20 protein-coding genes are annotated in these 17244 nt (G+C 63.5%); 1 reads left to right on the plus strand and 19 read right to left on the minus strand.

The window, feature by feature from the left end:
• Nucleotides 1-138: 138 nt before the first annotated feature.
• From MA09_RS06185 to MA09_RS06200, 4 genes are all read right to left on the minus strand, one after another.
• Nucleotides 139-3231: an efflux RND transporter permease subunit gene (locus MA09_RS06185; protein WP_036246271.1), complete on the minus strand. Its 3093-nt coding sequence runs from the start codon at nt 3229-3231 to the stop codon at nt 139-141.
• Complete coding sequence (locus MA09_RS06190) at nt 3228-4418, minus strand: efflux RND transporter periplasmic adaptor subunit (RefSeq protein WP_036246272.1); 1191 nt, start codon at nt 4416-4418, stop codon at nt 3228-3230. The genes MA09_RS06185 and MA09_RS06190 overlap by 4 nt, the downstream gene beginning before the upstream one ends.
• Nucleotides 4419-4584: 166 nt before the next feature.
• Nucleotides 4585-5946, minus strand: coding sequence for an ATP-binding protein (locus MA09_RS06195; protein WP_036246273.1), 1362 nt, complete (start codon nt 5944-5946; stop codon nt 4585-4587).
• Entirely contained in the window at nt 5943-6671 is a 729-nt protein-coding gene (locus MA09_RS06200; RefSeq protein WP_036208920.1) for a response regulator, read from the minus strand. The genes MA09_RS06195 and MA09_RS06200 overlap by 4 nt, the downstream gene beginning before the upstream one ends.
• A gap of 204 nt (nt 6672-6875) precedes the next feature.
• Between MA09_RS06200 and MA09_RS06205 the strand changes: the two genes are divergently transcribed.
• Complete coding sequence (locus MA09_RS06205) at nt 6876-7436, plus strand: Spy/CpxP family protein refolding chaperone (RefSeq protein ID WP_036246274.1); 561 nt, start codon at nt 6876-6878, stop codon at nt 7434-7436.
• 59 nt (nt 7437-7495) lie between these two features.
• Here MA09_RS06205 and dsbD read toward each other — a convergent pair whose 3' ends face one another.
• The 15 genes from dsbD to rpsH form a co-directional block, all read right to left on the minus strand.
• Entirely contained in the window at nt 7496-9334 is a 1839-nt protein-coding gene (gene dsbD / locus MA09_RS06210) for a protein-disulfide reductase DsbD (protein ID WP_081897449.1), read from the minus strand.
• A gap of 240 nt (nt 9335-9574) precedes the next feature.
• On the minus strand, nt 9575-9970 hold the full coding sequence (rplQ, locus tag MA09_RS06215) for a 50S ribosomal protein L17 (RefSeq protein ID WP_005663400.1): 396 nt from the start codon (nt 9968-9970) through the stop codon (nt 9575-9577).
• Nucleotides 9971-10090: 120 nt separating this feature from the next.
• On the minus strand, nt 10091-11068 hold the full coding sequence (locus MA09_RS06220; protein WP_027867241.1) for a DNA-directed RNA polymerase subunit alpha: 978 nt from the start codon (nt 11066-11068) through the stop codon (nt 10091-10093).
• Nucleotides 11069-11300: 232 nt separating this feature from the next.
• Complete coding sequence (gene rpsD, locus MA09_RS06225; RefSeq protein WP_036246275.1) at nt 11301-11924, minus strand: 30S ribosomal protein S4; 624 nt, start codon at nt 11922-11924, stop codon at nt 11301-11303.
• Nucleotides 11925-12194: 270 nt separating this feature from the next.
• Nucleotides 12195-12599, minus strand: a complete 405-nt coding sequence (gene rpsK, locus MA09_RS06230) for a 30S ribosomal protein S11 (RefSeq protein WP_005663404.1) — start codon at nt 12597-12599, stop codon at nt 12195-12197.
• Nucleotides 12600-12613: 14 nt separating this feature from the next.
• Nucleotides 12614-12979 carry a 30S ribosomal protein S13 gene (gene rpsM / locus MA09_RS06235; protein ID WP_027867244.1) on the minus strand — a complete coding sequence of 122 codons (366 nt, stop codon included), beginning with the start codon at nt 12977-12979 and terminating at the stop codon, nt 12614-12616.
• 16 nt (nt 12980-12995) lie between these two features.
• The gene (gene rpmJ / locus MA09_RS24025) at nt 12996-13109 is read right to left on the minus strand and encodes a 50S ribosomal protein L36 (RefSeq protein ID WP_005663407.1); all 114 of its coding nucleotides are present in this window, start codon (nt 13107-13109) and stop codon (nt 12996-12998) included.
• 36 nt (nt 13110-13145) lie between these two features.
• On the minus strand, nt 13146-13364 hold the full coding sequence (gene infA, locus MA09_RS06240) for a translation initiation factor IF-1 (protein ID WP_005663428.1): 219 nt from the start codon (nt 13362-13364) through the stop codon (nt 13146-13148).
• A 20-nt stretch (nt 13365-13384) separates the two neighbouring features.
• Nucleotides 13385-14719 carry a preprotein translocase subunit SecY gene (gene secY / locus MA09_RS06245; RefSeq protein ID WP_036246276.1) on the minus strand — a complete coding sequence of 445 codons (1335 nt, stop codon included), beginning with the start codon at nt 14717-14719 and terminating at the stop codon, nt 13385-13387.
• Between the two features lie 28 nt (nt 14720-14747).
• Nucleotides 14748-15179, minus strand: a complete 432-nt coding sequence (gene rplO, locus MA09_RS06250; RefSeq protein WP_036246277.1) for a 50S ribosomal protein L15 — start codon at nt 15177-15179, stop codon at nt 14748-14750.
• Nucleotides 15180-15205: 26 nt separating this feature from the next.
• Nucleotides 15206-15385, minus strand: a complete 180-nt coding sequence (gene rpmD, locus MA09_RS06255) for a 50S ribosomal protein L30 (protein ID WP_036246278.1) — start codon at nt 15383-15385, stop codon at nt 15206-15208.
• Between the two features lie 11 nt (nt 15386-15396).
• Nucleotides 15397-15915, minus strand: coding sequence for a 30S ribosomal protein S5 (gene rpsE, locus MA09_RS06260; RefSeq protein WP_036246280.1), 519 nt, complete (start codon nt 15913-15915; stop codon nt 15397-15399).
• Between the two features lie 12 nt (nt 15916-15927).
• A complete protein-coding gene (gene rplR / locus MA09_RS06265; RefSeq protein ID WP_005663438.1) occupies nt 15928-16290 on the minus strand; it encodes a 50S ribosomal protein L18 in 363 nt (120 codons plus the stop codon).
• Between the two features lie 11 nt (nt 16291-16301).
• Nucleotides 16302-16835, minus strand: a complete 534-nt coding sequence (rplF, locus tag MA09_RS06270) for a 50S ribosomal protein L6 (protein ID WP_036246282.1) — start codon at nt 16833-16835, stop codon at nt 16302-16304.
• A gap of 9 nt (nt 16836-16844) precedes the next feature.
• Nucleotides 16845-17240 carry a 30S ribosomal protein S8 gene (rpsH, locus tag MA09_RS06275; RefSeq protein ID WP_027867250.1) on the minus strand — a complete coding sequence of 132 codons (396 nt, stop codon included), beginning with the start codon at nt 17238-17240 and terminating at the stop codon, nt 16845-16847.
• Nucleotides 17241-17244 lie beyond the last annotated feature (4 nt).

A 17244-nucleotide genomic window follows, 5' to 3' on the forward strand; every position in this document is an offset into this window, starting at 1 on the left:
GCGGCGGCGCACTTTGAGGGCGCTTAAATAGCAACACAGCTTACCCGGGCGTCCCCTGAACGATGTTACGAGATGTTTCAGGCCTGCGAAAACCGGCAGGCGGGACCAGCCCCGCCTGCTTTTCGCCTTCAAGTACCCTCAGTGCGCCGTCTCCAGCTTGCCCAGCTGGCGGTCCGTCATCGGACCGGTGCCGCTGTACTTGTCGAGATACAGGTAGATCACCGGGGTGATGTACAGCGTGATCACTTGCGAGAAGATCAGGCCGCCGACAACGGCCAGGCCCAGCGGCTGGCGCAGCTCGGCGCCGGCGCCGATGCCCAGCGCGATCGGCAGCGCGCCCATCATCGCCGCCAGCGTGGTCATCAGGATCGGGCGGAAGCGCAGGATGCAGGCCTCGCGGATCGCTTCCTGCGGGCTCATGCCCTGGGTGCGCTGGGCGTCAAGGGCGAAGTCGATCATCATGATCGCGTTCTTCTTCACGATACCGATCAGCATCAGGATACCGATCATCGCGATCAGGGTCAGGTCCATGTCGAAGATCCACAGCGTCAGCAACGCCCCCACTGCCGCCGACGGCAGGCCGGCCAGGATGGTGATCGGGTGGATATAGCTCTCGTACAGCACGCCCAGCAGCACGTAGATCACGCCGATGGCGGCGATGATCAGGATGAGCTGGCTCGACTGGGTGTCCTTGAACACCTGGGCATCGCCGCCGTAGTTGGTGATGATCGAGGCCGGCAGTTTCATGTCGCGGCCCATCTGTTCGATGGCCGCGGTGGCGTCGCCCAGCGGCACGCCCGGCGCCAGGTTGAAGGACAGCGTGATCGCCTGCAGCTGGCCCTGGTGGTTGACCGCCAGCGGGCCCACCGTGCGCTTGACGGTCGCGAAGCTCGACAGCTTGACCAGGTCGCCGTTCTTGGAACGCACCGAGACGCGCGACAGCGCCTCGTCGTAGTAGCGGTCGGTGGCTGCCGCTTCCAGGATCACATAGTAGCTGGCCGCGGTCGAGTAGATGGTCGAGACCTGGCGCTCACCAAACGAGGCGTACAGCACGGTGCGGATGTCGGCCATCTCCACGCCCAGCAGCGCCGCCTTGTCGCGGTCGATGTCGAGGGTGGCCTGCAGCGCCTTGTTCTGCGAGTCGCTGGTGACGTCGCGGAAACGCTGGTCGGCGCGCATGCGCTCGAGGAACTGCTCGGCCCAGCCGCCGATCTCGCCGCCCGACACGCTCTGCAGCGTGTACTGGTAGCGGCTCTTGCTCTGGCGGCCGCCCAGCTGCAGGTTCTGCACCGGGGACATGAACACCTGCACGCCGGCAATGCCGCGGGTAGCCTTGCGCAGCTCGTCGACCACCTGCGGCATCGCCGGCCGCTCGCTCCTAGGCTTGAGCACCAGGAACATGCGGCCGCTATTGCCGCCGCCGGTGAACGAGGTCACGTCCTTCACGTGCGGGTTGGCGCGCACGATGTCCACCACCTGGGCCTGCAGCTTCTGCAGCGCCAGCGAGGATGTGTCCTCGGCCGCCTCGACCGTCACGCGCAGCTGGCCGATGTCTTCTTCCGGAAAAAAGCCCTTTGGCATAGTCACATACAGTACCGCGGTGAGCACGAAAGTACCGAGCGCCAGCATCAACACCAGGAAGCGGTGGCGCAATGCCATGTCCAGGGTACGGGTATAGCCGTCGCGCACATTGGTGAACATCGCTTCGAAGCGGCGGCCGATCCAGGACATTTCTTTCGGATCGACGTGGCCGCCGTGCTTGATCATGCGTGAGCTCAGCATCGGTACCAGGGTCAGCGACACCAGGGCCGAGACCAGCACCGCCAGGCCGACGATCACCGCGAATTCGCGGAACAGCAGACCGATCACACCGGGCATGAAAAAGATCGGAATGAACACCGCCACCAGCGAGATCGAAATCGAGATGATGGTGAAGGCCACCTCGCGCGAGCCGACGAGTGCCGCCTGCAGCGGATTCTTGCCCATTTCCATATGACGCACGATGTTTTCCAGCACCACGATGGCGTCGTCGACCACGAGGCCGACCGCGAGCGTGATGCCGAGCAGCGAAATATTGTCCAGGCTATAGCCGAAGGCATACAGCAGCGAAAGCGCGCCCAGCAGCGAGATCGGCACGGTGACGGCCGGGATGAAGGTAGCGGTCACGCGATGCAGGAACAGGAAGATGACCAGGATGACCAGCAACACGGTGCCGGCCAGGGTCAGGTTGACGTCGTGGATTGCTTCGCGGATCGATTCCGAGCGGTCATTCACCAGGTGGATCGTGATCGACCGCGGCAGCTGCTCCTCGAAACGCGGCATCAGCGCGCGCACCGCGTCGACCACCTGCACGGTATTGGCATTGGGCTGGCGCTGGACCATCAGCACGATCGAGCGTTCGCCGTTCAGGCTGCCCATGGCCTTGACCGATTGGTAGCTGTCCTCGACCTCGGCGATGTCGCGCAGGCGCACGGGCTGGCCGTCGCGGGTGGCGACGATCAGGCCGGCGAAGTCGGCGGCGCGCATCAGCTGGCCGCCGCCCTGGATGGTCAGGCTCTGGGTCGGGCCGTCCAGGATGCCCAGCGGGGTGATGGAGTTGGCCGAGCGCAGCGCCGTGGCCAGCTCGGACATCGAGATGTTACGTGCGTTCATCAGGTCGTGCTTGGCACGTACCCGCACGGCGAAGCGCTTGCCGCCGTTGACCGTCACCTGGGCAATGCCCGGCAGGGTCGAGATCGCCGGCGACACCAGGTTTTCCGCGTAGTCGTTCAGCTCCGACAAGTCCATCGACGGCGAGGTCATGTGCATGAACAGGATCGGGGCGTCGGCCGGATTGATCTTGCGGTAGGACGGCAGGTCGGTCATCTCCTGCGGCAGCTGGCGCTGGGCCTGCAGCAGCGCGGCCTGCACGTCCACGGCGGCCTGATTGACGTCGATCGATTCGTCGAACTCGAGCGTCAGGGAGGTATTCCCCTGGGTACTGGTCGAGCTGATCATCTTGATGCCGGCAATGGTCGCGAACTGCTTTTCCAGGGGCAGCGCGACCGACGAGGCCATGTTCTCCGGACTGGCGCCCGCCAGGTTGGCGTTGACGTTGATGACCGGCGTGTTATAGCTCGGCAGCGCCGCGACCGGGATGTGCATGTAGGCAAGGACGCCGACCAGGATCAGGCACAGCGACATCAACACCACCATCACCGGACGGCGGATACACAGCTCGGACAGATTCATGCCTTCTCACCTTTCTTTGCAGGCGCTTCGGCAGCGGGTGTACCGGCAGCGGCACCGGCCGGCCTGACCTTGCCGCCCGGCCGCAGGTTCTGCTTGCCTTCGGTGATGACCTTCTCGTTGCCGGCCAGGCCGGTCACGGCAGCATACTCGCCGAAGCCGTGCAGGCGCGCCACCTTGACCTGGCGCGCTTCGTTGCCCTCGCCCACCACGTACACGAAGGTGCCCTGGGTGCTGGTGATGATGGCATTCTGAGGAATCACGACGGCATCGCGGATTGTCTGCACGGTGATGCGGGTGCCGACATACTGGCCCGGCCACAGGCTGGACTCGGGATTGGCGAACTGGGCCTTTACGCGGATGGTGCCGGCGACCGGATCGACGGCATTGTCGACGAATTTCAGTTCGCCGGTCAGCGACCGGGCCTCATGGCCGGTGCTGGCCTGCACCGCCACCTTTCCCGCCCGCTGGGCCGCCAGCAATGCGCCGAGCGCGGATTCCGGCAGCGTAAACGAGACGTCGATCGGATCGAGCTGAGTGATGGTAGTCAGCGAGGTGGTCGGCTGCACCAGGGCGCCCGGGTGGATATCGATGGCGCCGACGCGGCCCGACATCGGCGCGCGGATGGTGGTGTAGCTGGCGCTGACCTGGCTGGCGCGCGCGGCTGCGGCATTGCTCTGGACCAGGGCCCTGGCCGCATCGACCTGGCTGCGCAGGGAATCGACCGCACTCTGGGACAGGAAGCCCTGGGCGGCGAGTTCCTGGCTGCGCTTGTACTGGCGCTCGAGGTCGGCCAGGGTGGCGCGGTTCTGCGCGACCTGGGCTTCGGCGCGGGCGACGTTGGCGCGGTCGGCGCGGTCGTCGAGCGAGAACATGACCTGGCCTTCCTTGACGAACTGGCCTTCGCGGATGTGGACCTGGCGGATGGTGGCGGTGGTCTGCGGGTGCAGGTCGACGGTGCGTACCGGGGTTACGGTGCCGTTGGCGGACAGTTCCACGCCCACGTCCTGGCGCTGCGGCGCCACCACGTTCACGGTGGTCGGCGGCATGCCACCCCTGGCCCCCGGGCCCTTGCCCTGGCCGCCCATGCCACCCTCGGCATGGGCGCCGTCACCCTTGTTCAGGTACCAGGCGCCGGCGACGGCCAGCGCCACGACACCTACGATGAATCCCGCGTTCTTCTTTTTCATGTTCGTCCCTTGCCGCCAGTCCGTGCGGCTCTTTCTCTTGTGTTATCCGGCGCCCAGCACAGGTTCCGCGTATGCCCCAAAAAGTAAGCGGCGCTGCATTCTCGCACGGCCGTGTTTCAGGATTGTGTATTCGCTATGTTGTAGTCACAACTTTGCGTTTTTCCCCTCATTTGTTCGGGTAATACTCGGGCAGCACCAGGGTCACTTCCAGGCCGCCTTCCGGATGGTTGGCCAGTGCAATGCTGCCGCCATGCTGTTCGGCGATATTGCGGGCGATGGTCAGGCCCAGGCCGGTACCGCCCGACTCGCGCGAGCGCGAGGTCTCGACACGGTAGAACGGGTCGAACACCCGGCCCAACTCGCCCACCGGGATGCCGGGGCCGCTGTCGCGGATGCGAATACGCGCTGCCCCGTTGATGCGGTCGACGCAGACCCGCGCGTCGCGGCCGTACTTCACCGCGTTGTCGATCAGGTTGCCGAGGCAGCGGCGCAGGTCCAGCGGCCGGCCCAGCAGGGCCATGCCGGCCTGCCCCTTCAGCGCCACCTGCTGGCCGGCGTCGACGGCGTCGGCGCACACGGCTTCGAGCAGCGAGTCGAGATCCAGCATCTGCATGTTCTCGGTGGTGTCCATGCTGCGCGCCAGCACCAGGCCTTCGCGCACCATCTCCTGCATGGCCGACAGGTCGCCGATCAGGCGTTCCTGCAGTTCCGCGTCCGACACCTTTTCCAGGCGCAGGCGCATGCGGGTCAGCGGCGTCTGCAGGTCATGCGTGATCGCCGCCAGCATCTGGGTACGCTGGAAGATGTACTGGCGGATCCGCGCCTGCATCGCGTTGAAGGCGGCGCTGGCCTGGCGGATCTCGCTGGCGCCGTTCAGATCGAGCGGCGCGCGGTTGATGTCCTGGCCCAGGTCCTGGGCGGCGCGCGCCAGCACCTTCAGCGGCCGGGTGGTCATGCGCGCCACCACGTAGGCAAGCGCGGCGATGCTGAGCAGGAACAGGCCGATGGTGACGCGGTAATCGGTTTCGGGGCCGGTGAAGGCAGAGCGCGGAGGCAGCACCGACAGGCGCAGTTCCTCGCCGTCGCGCAGGCGCACGTTCAGGCTTTCACAGGCCCCGCTGTATTGCGTGCGGATCAGGCCGTAGAGCACGGTCTGCTGGTGCGGCATGTCGCACGAGGCCGGGCGCGCTGCCGCCGAACTGATGCCGTAGCCGTCGCCGAGGCGCGTGGCCAGCGAGCGCGCGAACCAGCTCGGCATCTCCGCCAAGGGCTGGGGCGCGCCGACCTCCAGGCGCAGGCCGGGGCGGTTGGCGACGGACAGGTAGACCGAACGCGCCGAGGCCGGCACGATCTCGGTGGCCATGATGAGCTGTTCGGCGCGCTCGAGCAGGAACTGGTCGCGGTGCTGCTCGAGGACGCGCTGGCGTTCGAGGTCGGCGGCCAGCTGGGTGAGTGTTGCCGAGATCAGGATACCGAGCAGCAGCGTGATGAACACGCGCCCGGTCATCGATCCGAGGAAGGCTTTCACGCAGGCGGCTCCACGGTAACCTGGCCGGCCAGCACGTAGCCGCCGTTGCGCACGGTCTTGATGATCTGCGGCATGCGCGCATCCTCGCCGAGCTTCTGGCGCAGGCGGCTGATCTGGATGTCGATCGAGCGATCGAAGGGGTCGGCGTCGCGGCCCTGGGTCAGGTTGAGCAGCTGGTCACGGTTGAGCACGCGGTTCGGATGCTCCAGGAACACGCGCAGCAGGCGGAATTCGGCGCCCGACAGCATGATGACCACGCCCTGCGGGTTGACCAGATGGCGCGCGGTCAGGTCCAGGGTCCAGCCGGAGAAGCGCATCTGCTGCACGTTCTCGGACGGGGCATTGGACGGCATCGCGTGCGAGCGGCGCAGCACGCTGCGGATGCGCGCCAGCAGCTCGCGCGGCTCGAAGGGTTTCGGCAGGTAGTCGTCGGCACCCATCTCGAGGCCGAGGATGCGGTCAAGCGGCTCGTTGCGGGCGGTCAGCATGATGACCGGCAGGCTCGAGGTGGCGCGCAGCTTGCGGCACAGGGTCAGGCCGTCGTCCCCCGGCATGTTCAGGTCGAGCACGATCAGGTCCGGGCGCGCGTCGTCGAGCGCCTTCCACATGCCGGTACCGTCGGCGGCCGAAATGGTCCGGTAGCCGTTCGATTCCAGGTAGTCGGCGAGCAGGGTGCGGATGTCGCGGTCGTCGTCGACGATCAAAATCGTAGAGGGATTGTCCATAGCCTCAATTATCCGCATCTACAGCAAGCATGGACACCGTTTTTGTATCGGCTTGTATATGCCGATGGGCACGAAACATATTGATACAAAGTATCGGACAGGGGAAATTCAACGGTTACAGTTTCTGGCGATGATGGGAACCGTGCAGCGAGCAGCTAGGTGAGCTGGGTGCACATCCACCAGACTCTCACACAAGGAAACCACATGAACACCGTCCGCAAGAACGTCCTGATCGTTTTGACCGCTTTCGGCATCGCCGGCGCCTCGCTGGGCGTGCAGGCACAGGCCGGCGCCCCCGGCGAGGGCCGCCACGGCGACGCCATGAGCAAGGAGCAGCGTGAAGCCAAGCGCGCCGAATTCCATGACCTGACTCCCGAACAGCGCCAGGCCAGGATGGCCGAGTTCCGCGCCAAGCGTCTTGAACAGCGCGCCGCGCGCCAGGCCAAGCTGGCCGAAGCCCTGAAACTGACCCCGGCCCAGCAGCCGGTGTGGCAGGCTTTCGTGGCCAGCATGACCCCGCCGCAAAAGGGTGAACGCGCCAGCCAGCGCCTGAGCCAAGAGCAGCGCGCCGCCTTGAGCGCGCCGCAGCGCATGGAGCGGCGCATCGCCCTGCAGAAGGAGCGCACCGCGCGCATGGAAGCCCGCCTGTCGGCCCTGAACAGCCTGTACGCCGCTCTGACGCCGGAACAGCGCAAGGTGTTCGACGAGCAGCAGCGCCGCGGCGGTCGCCATCATGGCGGCCACGGCAAGATGATGCGCGGCTGATCGCTCGCATCGATGTGAAAAGACGCCCATGCCGGGCGTCTTTTTCGTTGAGAATCAACTCACGGCAACTTGGCCAGCGAATCCAGGAACTTCTTCGCATCCTGGTAGCCGATCACCCGGCTATCCGGAATTTCCTGCCCGTCCGGCCCGAACAGGATGATCCCCGGCGGCCCGAACAGCTTGAAGCGCTTCAGCATCGCCTTGTCCTGCGCATCGTTGGCCGTGACGTCCACCTGCAGCAGGATCGTGTCGGCCAGCTTCGCCTGCACCCTTGGATCGACAAAGGTCAGCTTCTCCATTTCCTTGCACGAGACGCACCAGTCGGCGTAGAAATCCAGCATGACGGCCTTGCCGCCGGTGCCGGCCAGCTCGCGGTCAAGGTCCTGCACCGTCTTGATGCGCTTGAACACCAGGCCCTGGTGCGCCTCGCCTGTCAGGTGCGCCAGCGGCGCCAGCGCATCGCGCCCGCCAGTCGCGGCGCCGACCAGTTGCACTGCACCCAGCAGGGCAAAGGCGGCGCCGGCGGCCATCGAGGCCCAGTGGCGATGTTTGCGCAGGAGATAAAAACCATAACCGAACAGCAGCGCGGCCCAGCCCAGCATCTGCACGCCAGGGGGCAGCATCGGCGACACCAGCCACAGGGCCATTGCCAGCATCAGCACGCCGAACAGGCGCTTGACCGATTCCATCCAGGTGCCGGCGCGCGGCAGCAGCGAACCGGCCGAGACGCCGACCAGCAGCAGCGGGATGCTCATGCCGACCGCCATCGCGAACAGCGCGGCGCCGCCGACCACGACGTCGCGGGTTTGGCTGATGTACACCAGGGCGCCGGCCAGGGGTGCAGCCACACAGGGCCCGACAATCAGCGCCGAGATGGCGCCCATCGCGAAGACGCCGGCCAGCTTGCCGCCCGACTGGCGGCCGGCAGTATTGGCCAGGCGAGTCTGCAGCGCCGCCGGCAGCTGCAGTTGGTAGAAGCCGAACATCGACATCGCCATTGCCACGATCAACAGGGCAAACGCGCCCAGCACCCAAGGGTTCTGCAGGGCGGCGGCCAGGCCCTCCCCCGCCAGGCCGGCGGCAACGCCGAGCGCGGTGTAAACGATGGCCATGCCAAGCGAATAGGTGGCCGACAGGATGAAGCCGCGCGAGCGGCTGACCTGCCGCCCCTCGCCGACGATGATCGAGGACAGGATCGGCACCATCGGCAGCACGCAGGGCGTGAAAGCCAGGCCCAGGCCGAGCAGGACGAAGGCGGGGATGATCGCCAGCAGGCGGCCGCCTTCCAGGATGCCGGCGATGCCGGCCAGTTCGGAAGGCTGGGCCGCGGCGCCGGCGGCCGCCGGTGCGTCGGGTGCCTGCACCGTGGTTGCGGGCGCCGTGTCCGTGCCAGGCGCCGGCGAGAGCGGCGCGGTCGACATCTGCGGTGCGTTGGCGCCCGCGGGCGCGGCCCCGCCGCTGCCGGCGGACAGCTGGGCGCTGTGCTCCTGGGGCGGGTAACACAGGCCGGCGTCCGCGCAGCCCTGGCTGCCCGCCGTCAGCGTGAACGGTCCGTTGCCCTCGACGGGGATACGGATGACGAGCTCGCCCTTGTAGGTTTCGACATCCTTCTGAAAGGTCTCGTCGAACTTCACCTTGCCGGGCGGGATCTCGGGCGTTCCGAGCCTGGCGCCATCCGCGCGGAAAGCGAAGCGCTCGCGGTACATGTAGTAGCCTTCGGCGATCTGGTAGCGCACTTCGAGGGTGGATGGATCGACCATGCGCGCGTCGAAACGGAAGGCGATGGCAGGATCGAGGAAGTCGTCGGCAGCCCGGGCGCTCACCGCGCCCAACAGGAGATAGAGTGCGAACAGGAGCATGCAGCCCTGCAGCAGCCAGCGGGAAAGACGGTAGAACATCGAAAGCATGGTGTCGGATGAGTGTTGGTGCCCGCCGGAATGGTACACCGGCCCGCCCATCCTTGCCTGTGGCCATGCTTAAATACGGGGCGTAGTCAGTGAGACGTGGTGCGAGGTGGACGCTATCCGCGATCCCGGTATGCGTGTGCCAGGTGCACGGCCAGCACGGATCGGGAAATTGGCAAACACGCGGGCGAAAAAAAACCAGGCTCGAAGCCTGGTTTTTCGGGGTGACCGTGATTACTCGGCGGTCGGAGCTTCTTCAGCCGAGGTGACTTCCGGACGGTCCAGCAGTTCGACGTACGCCATCGGCGCGTTGTCGCCCACGCGGAAACCCATTTTCAGGATGCGCAGGTAGCCGCCGTTACGGTTGGCGTAACGCGGGCCCAGTTCGGCGAACAGCTTCTGCACCATTTCGCGGTCGCGCAGGCGAGCGAATGCCAGGCGCTTGTTGGCCAGCGTGTCGGTCTTGCCCAGGGTCAGGATCGGTTCGATGACGCGACGCAGTTCCTTGGCTTTCGGCACGGTGGTCTTGATGGCTTCATGACGCAGCAGCGAGACGGTCATGTTGCGCAGCATTGCCAGGCGGTGGGACGAGGTACGGTTCAGTTTACGGAGGCCGTGACGGTGACGCATGGTACTTCCTTTCGAGTGTTTAATTTCCAGTTCTTCGATCGTTCATGCTTGCGCATGTCCGCGGACCGGTTCTAGGGTTTTAAAGCTGCCCTGACAACATTGTCGGGGCAGGTACAGCAATTACTTCTCGAGGCCTGCGGGCGGCCAGTTTTCCAGCTTCATGCCGAGGGTCAGGCCGCGGGATGCCAGCACTTCCTTGATCTCGTTCAGCGACTTGCGGCCCAGGTTCGGGGTCTTCAGCAGCTCGTTTTCCGAACGCTGGATCAGGTCGCCGATGTAGTAGATGTTCTCGGCCTTCAGGCAGTTTGCCGAACGGACGGTCAGTTCCAGGTCGTCCACCGGACGCAGCAGGATCGGATCGACCAGCGGAGCACGCGACGGCGCTTCGGCGGCGGCTTCGGTGCCTTCCAGAGCGGCGAACACGTTCAGCTGGTCGACCAGCACGCGTGCCGACTGGCGGATCGCTTCTTCCGGGGTGATGACACCGTTGGTCTCGATGTTGATGATCAGCTTGTCCAGGTCGGTACGCTGTTCGACACGGGCCGATTCCACGGCGTAGGACACGCGGCGGACTGGCGAGAACGATGCGTCCAGGATGATGCGGCCGATGGTCTTGTTGGTGTCTTCCGACAGGCGGCGCACGTTACCAGGAACGTAGCCACGGCCCTTCTCGACCTTGATCTGCATGTCCAGCTTGCCGCCGGCGGTCAGGTGGGCGATCACGTGATCCGGGTTGATCAGCTCCACGTCATGCGGCAGGTCGATGTCCGATGCCAGCACGGCGCCTTCGCCTTCCTTCTTCAGGGTCAGGGTGACGGAGTCACGGTTGTGGACTTTGAAGACCACGCCCTTCAGGTTCAGCAGCAGGTCGACGACGTCTTCCTGCACGCCGTCCAGCGACGAGTACTCGTGCACGACGCCGGCGATGGTCACTTCGGTCGGCGCGTAGCCGATCATCGACGACAGCAGCACGCGGCGCAGCGCGTTGCCCAGGGTGTGGCCATAACCACGCTCGAACGGCTCCATCACGACTTTTGCGTGACCAGGAGCGATTGCTTCGACATCGATGATACGTGGCTTCAACAGACTATTTTGCATGAAATGTCCTTTTCAATACCCTCGGCTCGTTACACCGATAAGGCTGATGGCATTAATAGAAAGCGCCTGCTCGGGGAGCAGGCGGTGATACGAATTCGGATGCGAAGGGGGACAGGGATCGGGGATCCGTTGCGTTGCCAAGCCGCGCTTGCTGCAGCCGCTCTGCCCCGCCATCGCCCCCGCCCGGGGCGGGGTTGGCGACAAGGGGACGGCAAGCCGTCCCCAGTCGTCATTAACGCGAGTACAGTTCGACGATCAGCGCTTCGTTGACGTCAGCAGCGATCTCGTTACGCTCCGGGAACGAACGGAAGGTGCCTTCGAACTTCTTGGCATCGACCGACACCCAGCTCGGGAAGCCGACTTGCTCGGCCAGCGACAGGGCTTCAGCGATACGCACTTGCTTCTTGGCCTTTTCGCGCACAGCGATCACGTCGCCGGTCTTGACCTGGTACGACGGGATGTTCACGACGTTGCCGTTCACGGTGAAGGCCTTGTGGCTCACCAGCTGGCGTGCTTCAGCGCGGGTCGAGCCGAAGCCCATGCGGTAAGCGACGTTGTCCAGGCGGGCTTCCAGCAGCTTCAGCAGGGTCTCACCGGTGTTGCCCTTCTTGCGCGATGCTTCTGCGAAGTAGCGGCGGAACTGGCGCTCGAGCACGCCGTAGATACGCTTGACCTTCTGCTTTTCACGCAGTTGGTTGCCGTAGTCCGAGGTGCGGGCACCCGACTTGACGCCGTGCTGGCCTGGCTTGACGTCCAGTTTGCACTTCGAGTCGAGCGAGCGGCGTGCGCTCTTCAGGAACAGATCGGTGCCTTCACGGCGCGACAGTTTTGCTTTTGGTCCGATATAACGTGCCACGTTGAATACCTTTATAAATTAAATCACGCCCCAGAGGCATCGCGCGCGATGCGGCAGGCGCTAGTCCGCTTCTCGGGAGAGCGGACGTGGCTTGAAAAAACGTCCACCGTGAAAACGGCAGACGACAAGAGCCGGGCAGTATAACCCATTTTCAGGGCACTGCGCCGGCCAATCTCGTAAAACACAACGGGGCACAAGGCCCCGTCGTTGGCTTTTCGCGACGCAGGGCGATCCGAGGACCGCCCTGCCCCACGTCAGCGTGCGTACTGATTAGATACGACGACGCTTCGGCGGACGGCAGCCGTTGTGCGGAACCGGGGTGACGTCCTGGATCTCGGTGATCTTGATGCCCAGGTTGTTCAGTGCACGCACAGCCGACTCACGGCCCGGGCCTGGGCCCTTGATGCGCACTTCCAGGTTCTTCACGCCCGATTCCTGAGCGACCTTGCCTGCAGCTTCGGCAGCAACCTGCGCTGCGAACGGTGTCGATTTGCGCGAACCCTTGAAGCCGGCGCCGCCGGAGGTTGCCCACGACAGGGCATTGCCCTGGCGATCGGTGATCGTGATGATGGTGTTGTTGAAGGACGCGTGGACGTGGGCGATGCCCTCGGCGACGTTCTTCTTGACTTTCTTGCGCACGCGGGCTGCTGCTGCGCTGCTCTGTTGCTTGGCCATGGTCGGTTCCTAGATTATTTCTTGAGCGATTGAGCTGCCTTGCGCGGGCCCTTGCGGGTACGTGCATTGGTGCGGGTACGCTGACCGCGCACTGGCAGGCCCTTGCGGTGACGCATGCCGCGGTAGCAGCCCAGGTCCATCAGACGCTTGATGTTCATGGACAGTTCGCGGCGCAGGTCGCCTTCCACGACAAACTTCGCAACTTCGTCACGCAGCTTCTCGAGTTCGTTATCGTCGAGGTCCTTGACCTTCTTGTTGGTAGCGATGCCGGTCGAATCGCAGATCTTCTGCGAACGTGGGCGGCCAATACCGTAGATAGCCGTCAGGCCGATCACGGTGTGCTGATGATTTGGGATGTTAACCCCTGCAATACGTGCCATTCGTTATTCCTCGAAATTAACCTTGACGCTGCTTGTGACGCGGCTCGACGCAGATCACACGGACCACGCCCTTGCGCTTGATGATCTTGCAGTTGCGGCAGATCCGCTTGACTGAAGCGTTAACTTTCATTTTGCACTCTCTTCGGTTCGTTTACTTTAATGATTTTTACTTGGTGCGGAACACGATACGGGCCCGGGACAGGTCGTACGGGGTCAACTCCACCGTCACCTTGTCACCCGGGAGAATGCGGATGTAATTCATGCGCATTTTACCCGAGATATGTCCCAGAACCACGTGCCCGTTTTCCAGCTTCACGCGAAATGTTGCGTTCGGGAGATTCTCCAGAATCTCCCCTTGCATTTGGATGACGTCGTCTTTTGCCATTCGGTCTATGCCTTCCCCGCTTAACGCGACGGAATCCCGCCCTTGAAGTTAGCCTTCCGCAACAATGAGTCGTACTGTTGCGACATGACGTAGTTCTGCACTTGTGCCATGAAGTCCATCGTCACCACAACAACGATGAGGAGCGACGTGCCACCGAAGTAGAAAGGAACTTTCCACTGCGAGGTCATGAACTCCGGCACCAGGCACACCAGGGTGATGTAGACCGCACCGGCCAGGGTCAGGCGCATCAGGATCTTGTCGATGTAGCGTGCAGTCTGCTCGCCCGGACGGATGCCCGGAACGAATGCGCCGCTCTTCTTCAAGTTGTCCGCCGTTTCCTTGCTGTTGAATACCAGCGCCGTGTAGAAGAAGCAGAAGAAAATGATCGCCACCGCATACAGCAACGCGTGGATCGGCTCACCGGTCGTCAGCGAAGCGGCCAGGTCTTTCAGGAACCCGATGAACGGGCCGCTGGCGTCCTTGCCTCGCGTGTACCAGTCGACGATCGTTGCCGGGAACAGGATGATCGAGGAGGCGAAGATCGGCGGGATCACGCCTGCCATGTTCAGCTTCAAGGGCAGGTGGCTGGTTTGGCCACCATAGATCTTGTTGCCGACCTGACGTTTGGCGTAATTGACCAGGATCTTGCGCTGCCCGCGTTCGACGAACACGACGGCATACGTCACGACCGCCACCAGGACTACGATGATGATCGCGGCGATGCTGCTGATCGAACCGTTCGAGACCAGGGTGAACAGGCCACCCAGGGCCGACGGCAGACCTGCTGCGATACCGGCAAAAATGATGATCGAGATACCGTTGCCAATGCCGCGCTCGGTAATCTGCTCGCCCAGCCACATGAGGAACATGGTGCCGGTCAGGAGCGTCGTCACCGTGACGAAGCGGAAGCCCATGCCCGGATCGAGCACGAGGCCGGGCTGCGCTTCGAGCGCTACCGCGATACCGAACGCCTGGAACAGAGCCAGCGCAACCGTGAAGTAACGGGTGTACTGGGTGATCTTGCGGCGGCCGGCTTCGCCCTCTTTCTTCAGCGCCTCGAGTTGCGGCGAGACGATCGATGCAAGCTGCATGATGATCGAAGCCGAAATGTAAGGCATGATGCCGAGGGCGAACACGGTAAAGCGGGACAGGGCGCCACCCGAGAACATGTTGAACATGCCCAGGATGCCGCCTTCGTTCTGCTTGAACAGCGCTGCCAGCTGCACCGGGTCAATCCCGGGGACCGGGATATGAGCACCGATGCGGTACACGACCAATGCGCCAAGCAAAAACCACAGCCGACCCCAGGGGAAGCCGGAAGCGGCGCTTTTACCAAGTTGTGAATTAGTCGCCAATTTTTGCTCCGATCAGGCAGGGCCGCGATTAAGCGACCGAACCGCCAGCTGCTTCGATCGCCGCTTTCGCGCCGGCAGTTGCCTTCAGGCCCTTGAGGGTCACCGCTTTGGTGATCTCGCCCGACAGGATGACGCGCACGTCGCGTGCCACCACCGGCAGGATGCCTGCTTGCTTGAGCACCAGGATGTCGATTTCGCCGACAGCCAGGTTGTTCAGGTCCGACAGGCGAACTTCCGCCTTGAAGGTTGCGTTCAGCGACTTGAAGCCACGCTTCGGCAGGCGACGCTGCAGAGGCATCTGACCGCCTTCGAAGCCGACTTTGTGGAAGCCGCCCGAACGCGATTTCTGACCCTTGTGACCGCGGCCGGCAGTCTTGCCCAGGCCCGAGCCGATACCGCGGCCAACGCGACGCTTCGCGTGCTTGGCGCCGTCAGCTGGTTGAATGGTATTGAGTTCCATTGATTTCTCCGTACGTAAGCCGCGGCTTACGAAACAACTTTAACGAGGTACGCGACTTTGTTGATCATGCCACGCACGGACGGGGTGTCCTGCAGCTCGGAAACCGAGTTGACACGACGCAGACCCAGACCGCGGACGGTAGCACGGTGATCCTGACGGGTACCGATCAGGCCCTTGACGAGCTTGACTTTGACAGTGTTTGCCATGTTTGTTCCCCTTAACCCAGGATGTCTTCAACCGACTTGCCGCGCTTGGCAGCGATGTCAGCCGGAGTGCTCATTTTCGACAGGCCGTCGAGGGTCGCGCGAACCAGGTTGTACGGGTTCGACGAACCGGTCGACTTGGCGACCACGTCGGTCACGCCCATCACCTCGAAGATAGCGCGCATTGCGCCACCAGCGATCACGCCGGTACCCGGCTTGGCCGGCGACATCATGACGCGCGAGGCGCCGTGACGACCGGTCACGGTGTGGTGCAGCGTACCGTTCTTGAGGGGCACCTTGATCAGGTTGCGGCGGGCTTCTTCCATCGCTTTTTGCACGCCGACAGGAACTTCCTTCGACTTGCCTTTACCCATGCCGATGCGGCCATCGCCGTCACCGACAACGGTCAGCGCTGCAAAACCCATGATACGACCACCCTTCACCACTTTGGTGACGCGGTTGATCGCGATCATCTTTTCGCGCATGCCATCATCCGGCTTGTCGCTTTGCATTTTTGCTTGCATTTTTGCCATGACGATTCTTCCTTAGAACTTCAGACCGGCTTCACGCGCGGCTTCTGCCAGCGCCTTCACACGGCCGTGGTAACGGAAACCCGAACGGTCGAATGCGACTTCGGTGATTCCTGCTTTCAGTGCTTTCTCAGCGACGCGCTTGCCGACCAGGGCAGCCGCGGCAGCGTTGCCGCCGGCGCCAGTCTTGCCAGCCAGTTCAGCACGCACTTCAGCTTCCAGCGTCGAGGCCGACACCAGCACCTTAGCGTCCGGGCTGATCAGGTTCGCATAGATGTGCAGGTTGGTGCGGTGAACCGACAGACGGTTCACGCCCAGCTGGGCGATCTTGATGCGGGTTTGACGTCCGCGACGCAGACGCGATTGTTTCTTGTCCATGTCAGCTCCGATTATTTCTTCTTGGTTTCTTTAAGCTTCACCACTTCGTCCGAATAACGGACACCCTTGCCCTTGTAAGGCTCAGGCGAGCGGTAAGCGCGCACTTCAGCGGCCGTCTGACCGACCTTCTGACGGTCGATACCCTTGATCACGATTTCGGTCGGGGTCGGGGTGGTCGCGGTGACGCCTTCCGGCATCGCGTGCAGCACCGGGTGCGAGAAGCCCAGCGACAGGTTCAGGGCGTTGCCCTGCACAGCTGCCTTGTAGCCCACGCCCACCAGGTTCAGCTTCTTCTCGAAGCCCTTGGTGACGCCGGTAACCATGTTGTTGACCAGGGCGCGCAGGGTGCCCGACATGGCGTTCGATTCACGCGAATCGTCCACCACGTCGAAAGTCAGCGTGCCGTTGTTGTTTTCCACTTTGACCAGGCCGTTCAGCGACTGGGTCAGGGTGCCGAGCGGGCCCTTGACGGTGATCGACGACGCGGTGATCGCGACATCGGTACCTGCCGGGACGGCGATTGGCATCTTAGCTACTCGAGACATGTCTACTCCTTAAGCCACGTAGCACAGCACTTCGCCACCGACGCCGGTAGCACGTGCTTTGCGGTCGGTCATCACGCCTTGCGGGGTCGAGACGATTGCCACGCCCAGGCCGTTCATGACCGACGGGATTTCGTTCTTGCCCTTGTAGACGCGCAGGCCAGGACGGGACACGCGCTCGATGCGCTCGATGACCGGACGGCCGGTGTAATACTTCAGACCGATTTTCAGTTCAGCCTTGCCACCTTCGGTGGTCACGGCGAAATCTTCGATGTAACCCTCGTCCTTCAGGACGTTGGCGATCGCAACCTTGACTTTCGACGACGGCATGTTGACGGTGGTCTTCGAAACAGTTTGTGCGTTGCGGATGCGGGTCAGCATATCGGCGATAGGATCGCTCATACTCATTGCT

This window comes from Massilia sp. BSC265 (assembly GCF_000740675.1).
In the GTDB taxonomy this organism is placed as follows: Bacteria; Pseudomonadota; Gammaproteobacteria; order Burkholderiales; family Burkholderiaceae_D; genus Telluria.